Origin of the sequence: Streptomyces sp. NPDC088124 (assembly GCF_040685895.1) — a bacterium.
Lineage (GTDB): Bacteria > Actinomycetota > Actinomycetes > Streptomycetales > Streptomycetaceae > Streptomyces.
Map to the genome: position 1 here is coordinate 57,014 of NZ_JBFBJB010000046.1, position 16,493 is coordinate 73,506.

14 protein-coding genes are annotated in these 16,493 nt (G+C 71.1%); 12 read left to right on the forward strand and 2 right to left on the reverse strand.

Going from position 1 to position 16,493, the window contains the following annotated elements:
- Window positions 1–9: 9 nt before the first annotated feature.
- Window positions 10–1,077: a LacI family DNA-binding transcriptional regulator gene (locus AB0P17_RS31425; protein WP_365816146.1), complete on the reverse strand. Its 1,068-nt coding sequence runs from the start codon at window positions 1,075–1,077 to the stop codon at window positions 10–12.
- 253 nt (window positions 1,078–1,330) lie between these two features.
- Between AB0P17_RS31425 and AB0P17_RS31430 the strand changes: the two genes are divergently transcribed.
- From AB0P17_RS31430 to AB0P17_RS31475, 10 genes are all read left to right on the forward strand, one after another.
- Complete coding sequence (locus AB0P17_RS31430) at window positions 1,331–2,002, forward strand: SnoaL-like polyketide cyclase (protein ID WP_365816148.1); 672 nt, start codon at window positions 1,331–1,333, stop codon at window positions 2,000–2,002.
- Window positions 2,003–2,205: 203 nt separating this feature from the next.
- Window positions 2,206–3,582: a nitrate/nitrite transporter gene (locus tag AB0P17_RS31435; protein WP_365816150.1), complete on the forward strand. Its 1,377-nt coding sequence runs from the start codon at window positions 2,206–2,208 to the stop codon at window positions 3,580–3,582.
- Window positions 3,583–3,757: 175 nt separating this feature from the next.
- Window positions 3,758–4,897 (forward strand): uroporphyrinogen-III synthase, encoded by a 1,140-nt coding sequence (locus AB0P17_RS31440; RefSeq protein WP_365816152.1) that lies wholly within the window; start codon window positions 3,758–3,760, stop codon window positions 4,895–4,897.
- Between the two features lie 42 nt (window positions 4,898–4,939).
- Window positions 4,940–5,470 (forward strand): GNAT family protein, encoded by a 531-nt coding sequence (locus tag AB0P17_RS31445; RefSeq protein ID WP_365816154.1) that lies wholly within the window; start codon window positions 4,940–4,942, stop codon window positions 5,468–5,470.
- A gap of 134 nt (window positions 5,471–5,604) precedes the next feature.
- Window positions 5,605–6,216, forward strand: coding sequence for an ABATE domain-containing protein (locus tag AB0P17_RS31450; protein WP_365816156.1), 612 nt, complete (start codon window positions 5,605–5,607; stop codon window positions 6,214–6,216).
- A 507-nt stretch (window positions 6,217–6,723) separates the two neighbouring features.
- Complete coding sequence (locus tag AB0P17_RS31455) at window positions 6,724–7,311, forward strand: sigma-70 family RNA polymerase sigma factor (protein ID WP_114624088.1); 588 nt, start codon at window positions 6,724–6,726, stop codon at window positions 7,309–7,311.
- Window positions 7,308–8,165 carry a zf-HC2 domain-containing protein gene (locus AB0P17_RS31460; RefSeq protein ID WP_365816158.1) on the forward strand — a complete coding sequence of 286 codons (858 nt, stop codon included), beginning with the start codon at window positions 7,308–7,310 and terminating at the stop codon, window positions 8,163–8,165. Before AB0P17_RS31455 ends, AB0P17_RS31460 begins: the two co-directional genes overlap by 4 nt.
- A gap of 150 nt (window positions 8,166–8,315) precedes the next feature.
- The gene (locus tag AB0P17_RS31465; RefSeq protein WP_365816160.1) at window positions 8,316–10,712 is read left to right on the forward strand and encodes a UvrD-helicase domain-containing protein; all 2,397 of its coding nucleotides are present in this window, start codon (window positions 8,316–8,318) and stop codon (window positions 10,710–10,712) included.
- A gap of 364 nt (window positions 10,713–11,076) precedes the next feature.
- Window positions 11,077–12,507 carry an NAD-dependent malic enzyme gene (locus AB0P17_RS31470; RefSeq protein ID WP_365816162.1) on the forward strand — a complete coding sequence of 477 codons (1,431 nt, stop codon included), beginning with the start codon at window positions 11,077–11,079 and terminating at the stop codon, window positions 12,505–12,507.
- A gap of 441 nt (window positions 12,508–12,948) precedes the next feature.
- Window positions 12,949–13,230 (forward strand): HU family DNA-binding protein, encoded by a 282-nt coding sequence (locus AB0P17_RS31475; RefSeq protein WP_003954777.1) that lies wholly within the window; start codon window positions 12,949–12,951, stop codon window positions 13,228–13,230.
- 234 nt (window positions 13,231–13,464) lie between these two features.
- Here the strand turns inward: AB0P17_RS31475 and murA are convergent, their stop codons facing one another.
- On the reverse strand, window positions 13,465–14,805 hold the full coding sequence (gene murA, locus AB0P17_RS31480) for a UDP-N-acetylglucosamine 1-carboxyvinyltransferase (RefSeq protein ID WP_365816164.1): 1,341 nt from the start codon (window positions 14,803–14,805) through the stop codon (window positions 13,465–13,467).
- Between the two features lie 274 nt (window positions 14,806–15,079).
- On the opposite strand from murA, the gene AB0P17_RS31485 reads away from it, so the two are divergent.
- Window positions 15,080–15,640 carry a YqgE/AlgH family protein gene (locus AB0P17_RS31485; protein WP_365816166.1) on the forward strand — a complete coding sequence of 187 codons (561 nt, stop codon included), beginning with the start codon at window positions 15,080–15,082 and terminating at the stop codon, window positions 15,638–15,640.
- Window positions 15,641–15,790: 150 nt separating this feature from the next.
- Window positions 15,791–16,090: a DUF3039 domain-containing protein gene (locus tag AB0P17_RS31490; protein WP_329826823.1), complete on the forward strand. Its 300-nt coding sequence runs from the start codon at window positions 15,791–15,793 to the stop codon at window positions 16,088–16,090.
- The last annotated feature ends 403 nt before the right edge of the window (window positions 16,091–16,493 follow it).

Below are 16,493 nucleotides of genomic sequence, written 5' to 3' on the forward strand. Positions count from 1 at the left end.
CCCCCGCCGCTACGTGTCCGTGCTCCCGGGTCCGTACGCGGAGCTTTCCCGTACGACCAGTTCGGGCGGGAGCAGCACCTGCTCCGGCGTGCCCTGCGGATCCTTGATGCGGGCGAGCAGCAGCCGGGTGCACGCCCGGCCGACCTCGGACAGCGGCTGGCGCACGCTGCTCAGGCCGGGGGTGAGCAGCGCGGCGGCGGAGGAGTCGTCGAAGCCGACGACGGCGACGTCACGTCCCGGTGTACGGCCGCTGTCCAGCAGTGCGCGGTAGCAGCCGAGGGCGAGGGTGTCGCTGACCGCGACCACCGCGGTCGTACCTCCGGCGAGGAGCGGGGCCACGGCGTCCCGCGCGGCGTCGACGTCGTTCACCGCGTACGCCCGCAGGCCGCGCACGGAGAGTCCGTGGCGGCGCATCGCCGCGCGCCAGCCCCCGGCCCGGTCGTCGCCCACGCCGGATCCCCGGGGCCAGCCGAGGAAGGCGATCCTGCGGTGGCCGAGCGCGACGAGGTGGTCGACGGCGGCCGAGGTGCCGTGGGCGCCGTCGACGTCCGCCCAGTCCCCGGCGGGCCGTGTCGACCAGGGGCGGCCGAAGGCGACGAAGGGGATGGCGCGCCGGCGCAGCCAGTCGGGGCGGCGGTCGCCCCGGTAGGTGTGGGTGAGGACGAAGCCGTCGACCGGCTGTTCGCGCAACACCTCGGCGTAGCAGTCGGGTTCGTGCTCGGCGCCGGCGGGCGCGGTGAAGAGCAGGACGCGATATCCGGCCTCGTTGGCCGCGCGGGAGAACGCGTGCAGGAAGTGGTCCATCACCGGCCCCGACACCCCGTCGGGCGTGGGATGGACCCCGTAGCCGATCAGCTTGCTGGACCGTGTCCGCAGGGCGCGCGCGGCCTGGTGCGGCCGGTAGTCCAGTTCGGCTATCGCCCTGCGGACCCGCTCCAGGGTTAACGGGGCGAGGAGGTGCGGTGAGTTGAGCGCGTTGGAGACGGTCTGCGGCGACACCCCCGCGCGCTGGGCGACCTGCGCCAGGGTGGGCGGTCTCTCGGCGTGGCCGGTGGACCTCGTCGTCGTGCGCGCCATCGCTCTCCTCCGCCTGCGGGCGCGCGTCGGGTTCCAACGCGTGGTGTGACGCCCCGAGTTGAAACGATAAACGGCGCGGGGGAGGGACGGGGCGTCGGGAGAGGCGGGGCAGGGACGGTTCAGCGCAGCGCGCATTCGAACGAGTGGCCAATTATCGCCTTGTGAATATGCGTTTTACCCGCAGAAGATCCTTAAGACCTTCACTGAATCATCATACATTCAGTGGCCGTGTGATTACAGAGGACGTACGAACGTGTCCGAAACCCCCACCGCTGAGACCCCACTCTGGCTCCAGGGCCGTGACGCCGTGGTCGCCGCCACCCCCGCCGAGTCCTGGCGCAAGCACGTGCCGGACTACCACCTCTCGGCGACGGTGATGCCCGAGCAGCGGATCAGCCGGCACGAGGCCGGATCCCTCGAAGACATCGTCGAACAGCTCGTCCAGGTCTTCGAGATGGAGGTCTCGCACAACAAGGACCCCAAGACCTGGGTCTCCATGGTCACCGAGAAGTTCCGCACGAACTTCAACGGCAACCCGTGGTCCGACGCCCAGGACCTCGTCGAGAAGGGCAGCTACAACGTCCTCATCGGTGACAGCATCTTCTACCCGGCCGGTGACGAGAGCTTCGACTCCTCGCACGGTGTCTTCCTCGGCGCGCTGTCGCAGGGTTTCTTCTGGGAGGTCCTGGAGGTCCTGAGCCCGCCGCCCACCATCGCCTTCAAGTGGCGCCACTGGGGCACCTTCGACGGCGAGTACAAGGGCTTCAAGCCCACGGGCGAACTGGTCGAGATGTACGGCATGAGCGTCGCGACGGTCACGGAGGACCTCAAGCTGCTCCAGGTCGAGCACTACTACGACCCGAACGAGTTCCTCGGCAAGCTGACCGGCGGCTGCCCGGTCCGCCACCAGAAGTCCGACGCCTGACATCCCACGCCTGACATCCCACGCCTGACACCAGCGGGGCCCGGGGCGGGGCGGCGCTCACCGGCCCGGGGCGGGGCGGCGCTCACAGCGCCCCTCCGCCCCGGGTGAGAGCAAGGTTGCGCGCCGGTCATTTTGAGGCGCGGAGGCGAAACGAGACGTATCTACGGTCGGGGACACCTACCGAGACCGTCCGTGGAGGCGTGATGACAGCCCCGATCACCACCGTCGCAGCACGCAAGGGGGGCCGCTGGATCGAGAAGTGGGATCCGGAGGACGAGACCTTCTGGCGCGAGACGGGAGAGCGGGTCGCCCGGCGCAACCTGCTCTACTCCGTGCTCTCCGAGCACATCGGCTTCTCCATCTGGACCCTGTGGTCCGTGATGGTGCTGTTCATGGGGCCGGAGTACGGCATCGACCCCGCCGGGAAGTTCTTCCTCATCGGGACCGCCACCCTGGTCGGCGCGATCGTCCGCGTCCCCTACACCTTCGCCGTGGCGCGCTTCGGCGGACGGAACTGGACGATCTTCAGCGCGCTGATGCTGCTGCTGCCGACCGTCGCCGCGTTCGTCGTCATGGAGCCCGGGACCTCGTACACCACCTTCATGGTCGTCTCGGCACTCACCGGCGTCGGCGGCGGGAACTTCGCCTCCTCCATGACCAACATCAACTCCTTCTTCCCGCTGCGGAAGAAGGGCTGGGCCCTCGGCCTCAACGCGGGCGGCGGGAACATAGGCGTACCGGTCGTGCAGCTCATCGGGCTGCTGGTGATCGGGACGGCGGGCGCCGCGCACCCCCGCATCGTGCTCGGCATCTACATCCCGCTGATCATCGGGGCCGCCCTCTGCGCCGCGCTGTTCATGGACAACCTCGCGCCCGTCACGAACGACACCGGCGCCGCCAGGGAAGCCGTGCGCGACCGGCACACCTGGATCATGTCCTTCCTCTACATCGGGACGTTCGGCTCGTTCATCGGGTACAGCTTCGCGTTCGGTCTCGTCCTCCAGACCCAGTTCGGCCGCACCCCGCTCCAGGCCGCCTCGATCACCTTCATCGGACCGCTGCTCGGCTCGCTGATCCGGCCCGTCGGCGGCGTGCTCGCCGACCGGTTCGGCGGCGCCCGCATCACCCTGTGGAACTTCGCCGCGATGGCCGCCGCGACGGGTGTCGTGGTCTTCGCCTCCGTGATCGAGTCGCTGACCGTCTTCCTCGTCGGTTTCGTCGCACTGTTCCTGCTCACCGGGCTCGGCAACGGCTCGACGTACAAGATGATCCCCGGCATCTTCCAGGCGAAGGCGCTGGCCGGGGGGATGACCGGCGAGGCCGCCGCCGCGTACGGCCGGCGGCTCTCCGGGGCCTCCATGGGGCTGATCGGGGCCGTCGGCGCGCTCGGCGGGCTCGCCATCAACCTCGCCTTCCGGCAGTCCTTCCAGACGGCGGGGACGGGGACGTCGGCGTTCGTCGCGTTCCTGGTCTTCTACGCCTGCTGCTACGTACTCACCTGGGCGGTATACCTTCGAAGGGTGCCGGCCGGCGCCGTACAGGCCGAGACCAAGCACCGGCTCAGCTACGCAGAGGTGTAGACCGGAGGCGTACGTAACATCGGTGAAATGGTGACGTACCGGGCCTGTCACGCGCCGTTGACAGGCTCGGTCGTCCGGCCGGGCGTGAGCGCGAGCGGAGTACGGCGGAGACGGCCGGCACACGGCGGAGACGGCCGGCGCGCGGCGGAACTCGGCGGGGTACGGGAGGAGACGCATGGACGACCGGCAGCACGGCCCGCTCGCGGGATTCACCATCGGGGTCACCGCGGCCCGGCGCGCCGACGAGCTCGGGGCGCTGATCCAGCGCCGCGGCGGCTCCGTCGTCCACGCGCCCGCCCTGCGCATCGTGCAGCTCGCCGACGACGCGGAGCTGCTCACCGCGACGAAGGAGCTGATCGCCCACGTCCCCGACGTGGTCGTGGCGACGACCGCGATCGGCTTCCGCGGCTGGATCGGCGCGGCCGACGGGTGGGGCCACGGCGAGGAACTGCTCTCCTGCCTGCGTGGCGTCGAACTGCTCGCCCGCGGCCCCAAGGTGAAGGGCGCCATCCGGGCCGCCGGGCTCACCGAGGCGTGGTCGCCCACCTCCGAATCCATGGCCGAGGTCCTGGACCGGCTCCTGGAGGAGGGCGTCGAGGGGCGCCGTATCGCGCTCCAGCTGCACGGCGAACCCCTGCCCGGCTTCGTCGAGGCGCTCCGCGCGGGCGGCGCCGATGTCGTGGGCGTCCCCGTCTACCGCTGGATGCCGCCGGAGGACCTCGCCCCGGTCGACCGGCTGATCGACGGGACCGTGGCCCGCTCCGTGGACGCCGTCACCTTCACCAGCGCGCCGGCCGCCGCCTCGCTCCTCTCCCGCGCCGAGGAACGGGGCCGGCTCCCCGAACTCCTCGACGCCCTCCACCACGACGTGCTGGCGGCGTGCGTCGGGCCGGTCACCGCGCTGCCGCTCCAGGCGCACGGCATCGACACCGTCCAGCCGGAGCGCTTCCGCCTCGGCCCGCTCGTCCAGTTGCTCTGTACGGAGCTGCCGGGCCGTGCCCGGGCGCTGCCGGTCGCGGGCCACCGGGTGGAGATCCGCGGCCACGCGGTCCTCGTCGACGGCGAGCTGCGGCCGGTGCCGCCCGCCGGCATGGCCCTGCTGAAGGCGCTGACCCGGCGGCCCGGCTGGGTGGTCTCCCGCGCGGAGCTGCTGCGCGCCCTGCCCGGCGCGGGCCGCGACGAACACGCCGTCGAGACCGCGATGGCCCGGCTCAGGACCGCGCTGGGCGCCCCCAAGCTGATCCACACCGTGGTCAAGCGGGGGTACCGGCTGGCGCTGGACCCCTCGGCCGACTCGAAGTACGCGGACGTCTGAGCGGGCCTTCGAGGGCCGTGCCCGCCTGAGTACGGTACGGAGATGGTCCACGACTCCCCGATCACCGTCAGCCCCGCCACTCCGGACGACGCCGAGCGTGTCGTGGAGGCGCTGCTGCGCAACCGCGACCACATGCGGCCCTGGGGGCCCTTGCGTCCCGCCGACTTCTACACGGCGCGCGCGCAGGCCAACCGGATCGCCGACCCGTCCGTCCGGCTCTGGCATGCCAGGGACGGTGACCGCGTCGTCGCCCAGGCCACCCTCTCCACCATCGTGCTCGGCCCCTTCCGCAGCGCGAGCCTCGGCTACTGGGTGGACGCCGAGTACACCGGACGCGGGCTGGCGACCCGCACGGTCGAGGAGGTCTGCCGGGGGGCCCGCGAGGATCTGGGGCTGCACCGGCTGGAGGCGGGGACCCTCCTCCACAACACCGCCTCCCAGCGTGTGCTGCGCAAGTGCGGCTTCGAACTGATCGGCACCGCGCCCCGCTACCTCCATATAAACGGGGCATGGCGCGACCACCACCTCTTCCAGCGGATCCTGCACGACGGCCCGCCGAACACCGCCCCCTGAGACACCGCCGTCCGACATGGGCTCGGGCCATGGGGTTCCGGCCGCGCCGCCTTGCGGGCACTCTGAGGAGTACGGCACTCAGGACGGCACCAAGGACAGCACACCCACGGTGAATCCGAGGCGGTGAGGGACCCATGGCGGCGGGCAGGACTGCGGGCACGGTGTCGGGCACGGGCGGGTACGGCTGGCGGTTCGACTCCGGACGGATCTGCCTGGACCTGGTGGCCACCGGGGAACCCGCCGGGGGCGGCCGGGGACGGCTCGACGGCACCGTCGCGCTCGGCCGGTGGCTGCTCGGCGCCGGACTGCTGCCGCCCGGCACCCCGGTCGCCGGCATCGACGCCCGCTGGGTCCGCTCGTTCGCCGAACTCCGCGACGGCATAGGACGGTTGGTGCGCGCCGAGATCGACGGCCGGCAGGCGCCCGCCGCCCTGGAACGGGTCAACGCCCTGGCGGCCGGGGCGCCGCCGGGGATCAGGGCCGTACGGAACGACGCGGGTGCCCTCGTACGGGCGCCGATCCCCGAGCCGGAGTGCGCCGCGCTGCTCGCCGCCGTGGCCAGGGACGCGGTGGAGCTCCTCACCGACCAGGACGCGCGGGCCCGGCTGCGGCGGTGCGAGGGCGACCGCTGCCGCCGCGTCTACCTCGACACCTCGCGGGGGCGGCGCCGCCGTTGGTGCTCCAGCGAGGTCTGCGGGAACCGCGAACGGGTCGCCCGCCACCGGCGCCGGGCCGCCACCGCCTAGAACGGGAGCCGGGGCGCCGGCCCACCCGGTGTCCGGCCCCGAACGAGGCGTCAGTCCACCCCGTGTCCGTTCCTGACCGGGCGTCGGCTTATTCCGTGTCTTTTCCTGACCGGGCGTCGGCTCATCCCGTGTCCGTTCCTGACCGGGGCATGAGCCCGCCTCATATGCGACGCTGACGGCGCCTCATGTGCACCAAAGGCCACACAGACGGCTCTACGGCACACTCCGGGCGGCTGAACAAGGGAGTCTCTCCGGCCGATTCCATAGGGTTCTTGCGCTATTTCAAGCCAACTCTGCGCGCCTCCTTTGCGAGTCACGGACATGTCCTCCACGAGTTCTGCACGAATCCGTGCAGGGGGCCCGGACCGGCGTGAAACCCGCTCGTGGCGCGTGGGAGCGATCCCACAAAGATCTTGAAAGTTTTTCCCGAACGGTTGAGCACCGCTGGTCGGGAGTCCGTAGTGATGAGGGAGAAGCAGCCACGAAGGTATCGACCGGGAGGTTTAGGTGCGCAAGGATGCGGCCGTGGCCGATGACCGCCCTCACCGGGCCCGACACCGGAGCGCGACACCGCGCACCAACACTCCCGCACCTGACGAGGAGTTGATGCGAGCCCTCTACCGGGAACATGCCGGACCGTTGCTCGCCTACGTCATGCGTCTCGTCGCGGGTGACCGCCAGCGAGCCGAGGACGTCGTGCAAGAGACGCTCATCCGTGCCTGGAAGAACGCCGGTCAGCTCAATCGTGCGACCGGCTCTGTCCGACCTTGGCTGGTGACGGTCGCCCGGCGCATCGTCATCGACGGACACCGCAGCCGGCAGGCCCGGCCGCAGGAAGTCGATCCGTCACCGCTGGAGGTCATGCCCGCGGAGGACGAGATCGACAAGGCGTTGTGGCTTATGACGCTCTCAGATGCCCTCGAGGATTTGACCCCCGCCCACCGGGAAGTACTGGTGGAGACGTACTTCAAGGGTCGTACGGTCAACGAGGCGGCCGAGACGCTCGGTATACCCAGCGGGACCGTGCGTTCCCGCGTGTTCTACGCACTGCGTTCGATGAAGCTCGCGTTGGAAGAGAGGGGGGTCTCGGCATGACCAGGCACGAGCAGTACGGACTGGGCGACGAAAGTACTGTGCATGAAACCGTCGGCGCGTACGTTCTCGGCATTCTGGACGATGTCGACGCCTCCGTCTTCGAGGCGCACTTGGCCGAGTGCCGGATCTGCGCGGTCCACCTGGAGGAGTTCTCCGGGATGGAACCGATGCTGGCGATGCTGGCGGACAACCCGGACCCGTTCGCCTCGCAGGGGCCGATGGGGTCGCTCGCCTCCGTCTCCTCGATCAATCCTCAGGCCCCACCACCCCAGATACCGCTCGCCCAGCTCCCGACACCGTCCGTCTCCGTACGGCCCAGTCCCCAGCTGCTCGACAAGCTGGTCGACGAGGTCGCGGCGAAACGCGCCAAGCGCAAGCGCCGTGGGTTCTATCTCGTCGCGGCGGCGGCCGTGCTGATCATCGGCGGTCCCATCGGGGTCGGCGTCGCCACTCAGAGCGGTGGCGACCAGAACAGCGACCTCGCCATACGCTCGACCACGGCGCAGAATTTCGGCCATATGACCAACAAGGTCGGCGCCACGGACCCCACCACCAAGGTCAGCGGAACCGTCGCCACGGAGTCGAAGCCGTACGGCACGGAGGCCACCCTGGAGCTCAAGAACGTCAAGGGCCCGCTGAAGTGCAGCCTGATCGCCGTCTCCAAGACGGGCGAGCAGGAGGTCATGATGTCCTGGTCCGTCCCCGGCTGGGGGTACGGCATTCCGGACAGTCCGAACGAAAAGGGCAGGGAACCGCTCTATGTCCAGGGCGGCACCTCCATGGGCGACGGTGAGATCGACCACTTCGAGATCCGCACCGACGACGGCAAGAAACTCCTGGAGATCGGCGCCTGACGCCGATGCCTGACATACGTGCCCCCTTCGCGTACGGTTGACGGCTGCCCGACGCACGTCATGAAGGGGGCCTCGGTGGCCGCGCAGGATGCCGCTGTTGAATCCGCTGGACCCGCCGTCGATCCCGGACGCGACACGGGGAACGACTCCGTGCGCGCCCGTGAGATCGGCGTCGAACAGCACCATCTCGACCAGGTGTACCGCCGCCTGGAGGAGAAGATCCACGAGGCGGAGTTCCTGATGAACGACGCCGCCAAACGGGGGCAGGTCGGGACGCCGGGAGCCCTCGCCGAGCGCGACGCCCAGGTCTTCCGGGCCGGGATCCACCTCAACCGGCTCAACAACGAGTTCGAGGACTTCCTCTTCGGCCGGATCGACCTCCTCCGGGGCAAGGACGGCCAGAAGGGCCCGGACGGCGCGTACACCTCGGTCGAGCCGGCCGACGACGCGATCGGGCCCGACCGTACGGCCGCGATCGCCGAGACCCTGCACATCGGCCGGATCGGGGTGCTCGACTCCGACTACTCGCCGCTGGTCATCGACTGGCGCGCGCCCGCCGCCGCGCCGTTCTACCGCTCCACACCGGTCGATCCCGGCCGGGTGGTACGGCGCCGGGTCATCCGCTCCAAGGGCCGCCGGGTCCTCGGGGTCGAGGACGACCTGATGCGCCCCGAGCTGACCGCCTCCCTCGGCGGCGACGCGCTGGCCGTGATCGGGGACGGCGCGCTGATGGCCGCCCTCGGGCAGGCCCGCAGCCACACGATGCGGGACATCGTCTCGTCCATCCAGGCCGAGCAGGACCTGGTGATCCGGGCGCCCGCCGCCTCGGTCACGGAGGTCTCCGGCGGCCCCGGCACCGGCAAGACGGCGGTGGCGCTGCACCGCGCCGCCTACCTGCTCTACCAGGACCGGCGGCGGTACGCGGGCGGCATCCTGGTCGTCTCGCCGACGCCCCTGCTCGTCGCGTACACCGAGGGCGTGCTGCCCTCGCTCGGCGAGGAGGGACAGGTCGCGATCCGCGCGGTCGGCTCGCTGGTGGACGGCGCGGAGGCCACGGCGTACGACGAACCGGCGGTGGCCCGGGTCAAGGGATCGGCGCGGATGCTGAAGGTGCTGCGCAAGGCCGCGCGGGGAGCGCTGGAGGGCGGCACGGGACCCGCGCCGGCGCACGGGAGGACCGCCGTGCCCGCGGGAGGCCAGCTCGCGTTCGGCGAACTTGACGAGTCCGATGACGGGGCCGAGTCCGACGACGGGGCGGAAGCCGGACCGGCCGCCGGCGCCCGGACCGACCTGCTGCGGGTCGTCGCCTTCGGCCGCCGGCTGGAACTGGAGGCGGCCGAGCTGGGGCGCATCCGGCACTCCGTGCTCGGCGGCACCGCGCCGGTCAACCTGCTCAGACCCCGGGCCCGAAGACTCCTGCTGGACGCCCTCTGGTCGAAGTCCGGCTCCGCGGGGCGCCACACCGACCCCGAGCTGGCGGCCGAGCTGCGCTCGTCCTTCGACGAGGACATCACCTCAGAGGACTCCTTCACCGCCTTCCTCGACGCCTGGTGGCCCGAGCTGACCCCGCGCGGGGTGCTGACCGCGATGGCCGACGAGCGCCGCCTCGGCCGCTGGTCCCGCCGCGTCCTCAACCCGGGCGAGACCCGGCGCCTGGCCCGCTCCCTCAAGCGGCTCGGCCCGGACGGCACGGGCCCGCTCTCCGTGCACGACGTGGCCCTCCTGGACGAGCTGGAGACCCTGCTCGGCGCGCCGCCCCGCAAGCGCAAGCGCCGCGATCTCGACCCGCTGGACCAGCTCACCGGTCTGGAGGAGCTGATGCCGCAGCGTGAGGAGTCGCAGCGGGAGCGCGCCGAGCGGCTGGCGGCGGAACGTACGGAGTACGCGCACGTCATCGTCGACGAGGCGCAGGACCTCACCCCCATGCAGTGGCGGATGGTCGGCCGCCGCGGCCGGCACGCCACCTGGACGGTCGTCGGGGACGCCGCGCAGTCGTCCTGGTCGGACCCGGACGAGGCGGCGGAGGCCAGGGACGAGGCGCTCGGCACCCGCCCGCGCCGCCGCTTCACCCTCACCGTCAACTACCGCAACCCGGCCGAGATCGCGGAGCTGGCCGCGAAGGTGCTGGCGCTGGCCATGCCCGGGATGGAGGCGCCCCGCGCGGTGCGCTCCACGGGCGTACGGCCGCGCTTCGCGGTCGTCTCGGACGGGGACCTGTCCCGCGCCGTACGGGCCGAGGCGTACGCGCTGCTGGACCGGGTCGACGGCACGGTGGGCGTCGTCGTCGCGATGCACCGGCGCGAGCAGGCGGCGCGCTGGCTGGCCGGGCTCGGCGACCGGGTGGTCGCGCTGGGCAGCCTGGAGGCCAAGGGGCTGGAGTACGACGCGACGGTCGTGGTCTCCCCGGCGGAGATCGCCGACGAGTCCCCGGCCGGCCTGCGGGTCCTGTACGTGGCGCTGACCAGGGCGACCCAGCAGCTCACGGTGGTCTCGGCGGCCCGCGACGAGCCGGACGCCGAGGGGATCCCGGACCTGCTCAGGGAGTGACGGCGGCCCTCCTCACGCGTTGACTTCCGGTCAACTCGCGAGGAGGGAATCACTTACCGGGGTGGTTTGTTAGCCTGGTGTTGGCACCGGCCCGATCCAAGCCCCCGGGCCCAACCTTCGTCGCTACGAGCGACCACTTGCCGCGAGGCGAGCATGGCGGGTCGGTGTCATCTTTCACACTTATATGCCATCTTTCACACGCATTTCAGCAGGTCTTCACCGGTGAACGGTGGGGACCTGCTTTTGTTGAATACGCCGCTATTACCTGTTACTGGCAGGTAGGTGCGACCATTCGAAAGCGCCGCCGGGACATGTGTTCCCGCAGGCGCGGCAATGCGGCTAGGGAAAGAAGAGGAACTCGGTCATGGCAACGGCGCCCAGCGTCTCGTACTCGATGACGGTCCGGCTGGAGGTGCCCGCGAGCGGTACCGCGGTCTCCCAGCTCACCACGGCCGTCGAGTCCTCCGGTGGCTCGGTGACCGGCCTCGACGTGACCGCTTCCGGCCACGAGAAGCTGCGGATCGATGTCACCATCGCCGCGACCTCCACCGGCCACGCCGAGCAGATCGTGGAGCAGTTGCGCGGCATCGAGGGCGTGACCCTCGGCAAGGTCTCGGACCGTACGTTCCTGATGCACCTCGGCGGCAAGATCGAGATGGCGTCGAAGCACCCCATCCGTAACCGTGACGATCTCTCGATGGTCTACACGCCCGGTGTGGCCCGGGTCTGCATGGCGATCGCGGAGAACCCCGAGGACGCCCGCAGGCTCACCATCAAGCGCAACACCGTCGCGGTCGTGACGGACGGCTCCGCGGTGCTCGGCCTCGGCAACATCGGCCCGATGGCCGCCATGCCGGTCATGGAGGGCAAGGCGGCCCTCTTCAAGCGCTTCGCCGACATCGACGCCTGGCCGATCTGCCTCGACACCCAGGACACCGACGAGATCGTCTCGATCGTCAAGGCGATCGCCCCCGGCTTCGCGGGCATCAACCTGGAGGACATCTCCGCGCCCCGCTGCTTCGAGATCGAGGCCCGGCTGCGCGAGGCGCTGGACATCCCGGTCTTCCACGACGACCAGCACGGCACCGCGATCGTGGTCCTCGCGGCGCTGACCAACGCGCTGCGCGTGGTCGGCAAGTCCATCGGCGACGTACGGGTCGTCATGTCCGGCGCGGGCGCGGCCGGTACGGCCATCCTCAAGCTGCTCATCGCGGCGGGCGTCAAGCACGCCGTCGTCGCCGACATCCACGGTGTGGTGCACGCGGGCCGCGCCGACCTGGTGGAGGCCGCTCCCGAATCGGCGCTGCGCTGGATCGCGGACAACACCAACCCCGAGGCCATCACCGGCACCCTCAAGGAGGCCGTGGCCGGCGCGGACGTCTTCATCGGCGTCTCCGCCCCCAACGTCCTCGACGGTGCCGACGTCGCCGCCATGGCGGACGGCGCGGTCGTCTTCGCGCTGGCCAACCCGGACCCCGAGGTCGACCCGGCGATCGCCCGCGAGACCGCCGCCGTGGTGGCCACGGGCCGCTCCGACTTCCCCAACCAGATCAACAATGTGCTGGTCTTCCCGGGTGTCTTCCGCGGCCTCCTGGACGCCCAGTCCCGTACGGTCAACACGGAGATGATGCTCGCCGCGGCGACCGCCCTCGCGAACGTCGTCACCGAGGACGAGCTCAACCCGAACTACATCGTGCCGTCCGTCTTCAACGACAAGGTCGCGGGCGCGGTCGCGGGCGCGGTGCGGGACGCGGCGGCCAAGACCGCCGAGGCCGGCGCGGCCCCGTCGGTGTGACCATGCCCACCCCGGGCCGGTCACGGTAGCGGCCACTGCGGTACATCTCACGTCCGCCCGGTGCCCGGCGCGTCGCGATTCGCCGGGCCACGCGGGCCCCTTTAGGGTGACGGACCATGAGCCCCGCAGCTCCGGGGAGGTTTCAGGGCCTCCGACGGGCTCCGGGCGGGGCTCACGGGGCCCCAGGCTTCCCTTGTGGGGGCCCCAAGGCTCCAAGGAGTCTCCACAGAGTCGACGGAACGTCACGACGACGAGGCAGTGGCGCTCTTCGTCCGGCTCCAGAGGGTGCCGGATTGGCTTTCCCGCCGCTGGTGGGGGCAGGATGCGTATTCGGGCGCGAGGGTCTGTCAGCAGACCCGGGTCCGGGGACTGTCCGAGGGCCCTGGCAGCATCGGCTTCGATCTCACGCCTCACAGGCAAGAAGAACACGGGAGTACAAACATGAACCGCAGTGAGCTGGTGGCCGCCCTGGCCGACCGCGCCGAGGTGACCCGCAAGGACGCCGACGCTGTGCTGGCCGCTCTCGCCGAGACCGTCGGTGAGATCGTCGCCAAGGGCGACGAGAAGGTCACCATCCCCGGCTTCCTGACCTTCGAGCGCACCCACCGTGCCGCTCGCACCGCTCGTAACCCGCAGACCGGCGACCCGATCCAGATCCCGGCCGGCTACAGCGTGAAGGTCTCCGCGGGCTCCAAGCTCAAGGAAGCCGCCAAGGGCAAGTAAGCGCCGACGCCTTTCGCGGGGACCGTCTGACGGCACCCCCTCGGAGGCGACACACGGAGGCGGCTCCCCCGACCGGGGAGCCGCCTCCGCTGTTTGCCGCCTCCGTCGCCTCCGTCGCCTACCCGCCGGGCCCGGGGCCGCCCTGCCGCCCCGTCAGACGGCCACAGGCGGGGCTTCACACGCCTGTGGCCCCGGTCCGGGGGACCGGGGCCACAGTGGCGCACGACGGAGCGGTCAGACGAGCGCGCCGCCCGGCAGCTCCACCTTCGCGCCCAGCTCGACCAGCTTCTCCATGAAGTTCTCGTAGCCGCGGTTGATCAGATCGATCCCGTGCACCCGCGACGTGCCCTGCGCGGCCAGCGCCGCGATCAGATACGAGAAGCCGCCCCGCAGGTCGGGGATGACCAGATCGGCGCCCTGGAGCCGCGTGGGCCCCGAGACGACCGCGGAGTGCAGGAAGTTGCGCTGCCCGAAGCGGCAGTCCGAGCCGCCCAGGCACTCCCGGTAGAGCTGGATGTGCGCGCCCATCTGGTTGAGCGCCGAGGTGAACCCGAGCCGCGACTCGTACACCGTCTCGTGGACGATGGAGAGCCCCGACGCCTGCGTCAGCGCCACCACCAGCGGCTGCTGCCAGTCGGTCTGGAAACCGGGGTGCACGTCCGTCTCCAGCGCGATCGCGTTGAGCGAGCCGCCCGGGTGCCAGAAGCGGATGCCCTCGTCGTCGATCTCGAACGCGCCGCCCACCTTGCGGTAGGTGTTGAGGAACGTCATCATCGACCGCTGCTGCGCGCCGCGTACGTAGATGTTGCCCTCGGTGGCCAGCGCCGCCGACGCCCAGGACGCGGCCTCCAGCCGGTCCGGCAGCGCCCGGTGGGTGTAGCCGTCGAGCCGGTCGACACCGGTGATCCGGATCGTCCGGTCGGTGTCCATCGAGATGATCGCGCCCATCTTCTGGAGCACGCAGATCAGGTCCTCGATCTCCGGCTCCACCGCGGCGTTCGACAGCTCCGTGACACCCTCGGCCAGTACGGCCGTCAGCAGCACCTGCTCCGTCGAGCCGACCGACGGGTACGGCAGCCGGATCTTCGTGCCGCGCAGCCGCTGCGGCGCCTCCAGGTACTGCCCGTCGGCCCGCTTCTCGATGGTCGCGCCGAACTGGCGCAGCACGTCGAAGTGGAAGTCGATCGGCCGGCCGCCGATGTCGCAGCCGCCGAGACCCGGGATGAACGCGTGGCCGAGCCGGTGCAGCAGCGGTCCGCAGAAGAGGATCGGGATACGGGAGGAACCGGCGTGCGCGTCGATGTCCGCGACGTTGGCGCTCTCGACATGCGTCGGGTCGAGGACCAGCTCGCCCGGTTCGTCGCCGGGGCGCACGGTCACGCCGTGGAGCTGCAGCAGCCCCCGCACCACCCGCACGTCGCGGATGTCGGGCACATTGCGCAGCCGGCTCGGGCCGCTGCCGAGGAGCGCGGCGACCATGGCCTTCGGCACCAGGTTCTTCGCGCCGCGGACCCGGATCTCGCCCTCCAGCGGGGTGCCGCCGTGGACAAGCATTACATCGTCAGTGCCGGTCATGAATCTCGCGTTCCGGAGTGGGCGGGCGGGTGGCCAAGGAAAAGGGTACGGGTCCCCACCCCCTGTGCCGTAAGGCCCGGGCGGCGTCGGATACGTAATGGACACGTACGGGAACACCCTTGATACGTACGGTGGAACGTCCCTCGCGCAGGGTCACCGCCCCGGCTCCCGTCCGGCCGTGCGCTCCCGTTGCCGCCGTGCGCCCTGAGCTGCGCGCGGGGCCACTCTGCCGGGCACGCCCCGCGGACGGCGAATATGCGGGATCATGTCTCGCATGACCGAGGTGTCCTCGCTCACAGGGCGGCTGCTTGTCGCGACACCCTCCCTGGCGGACCCGAACTTCGACCGCGCGGTCGTCCTGCTGCTCGATCACGACGACGAGGGCTCGCTCGGCGTCGTCCTCAACAGGCCCACGCCCGTGGGCGTCGGGGACATCCTGGAGCCCTGGGGCGAGCTGGCGGGCGAGCCGGGCGTGGTCTTCCAGGGCGGCCCCGTCTCGCTGGACTCGGCGCTCGGCCTCGCCGTGATCCCGGGCGACGAGGGGCCGTTGGGGTGGCGCAGGGTGTACGGGGCGATCGGCCTCGTCGATCTGGAGACCCCGCCGGAGCTGCTCGCGCGGGCGCTCGGCTCGCTGCGGATCTTCGCCGGGTACGCGGGCTGGGGCCCCGGCCAGCTGGAGGGGGAGCTGCGCGAAGGCGCGTGGTACGTGGTCGAGTCCGAGCCCGGCGACGTGTCCTCGCCGCGCCCGGAGAGCCTGTGGCGCGCGGTGCTGCGCAGACAGCGCAGCGAACTGGCCATGGTCGCGACGTACCCGGACGACCCGTCGCTCAACTGAGGGCCGCCCCCGCCCGGCCGAGGTGATGGCTTGAACTCGCCGTTCAGTGCTCCGTGCCCGGCGTGTCGGCGCGATACGTGCCCGTTCGGCTGCGGAGTGCATGGACCCGGCTACTCCGTGATGCCCCCGGCGTGGGTACCCTTGGTTCCCATGAGCACTCTTGAGCCCGATCGCGGGGCAGGTACAAGCACCCTCGTGGAGCCGACACCCCAGGTGTCGCACGGCGACGGCGACCACGAGCGCTTCGCCCACTATGTCCAGAAGGACAAGATCATGGCGAGTGCGCTCGACGGCACTCCCGTGGTCGCGTTGTGCGGAAAGGTCTGGGTACCGGGGCGCGACCCCAAGAAGTACCCGGTCTGTCCCATGTGCAAGGAGATCTACGAGTCCATGGGCCCCGGTGGGGACAAGGACAAGGGGAAGAGCGGCAAGGACAGCGGCAAGAAGTAGCGGCAGGCCTTCCGTCCTGACGGCCCCCGGAGCACGCGCACGGCGTGCTCCGGGGGCCGTACGCGTGCGCGGGGCGGCGCACCGGGTGTTTCCGGGGGCCGGGGCGCTGCCGCGGTGGCCGGTTCCGTTCGGTCGCGGGCCGCGTGTGCGCGTCCGGACCCCATGGGGGCGGGTGGCGTGAACCCGCGTGTGCCGGTGACGGGCGCGTGTGTACGGGGCGGCTGCGGTCTGGGAGCCGCCGTTCCCGGGTAGGCAAGCCGTCCCGGGGCAGATATCCCGGAACCGGGTTCCGTCCGGTCGGCCTTCGAGTCGGTGCTCTCCGCCGCGCCGCCGATGCCGACCGTCGTCCGGGTGGTCTCCGTCATGGCGACAGTCTCTCAGAGGGGCGCGCAGGCGCCGACGT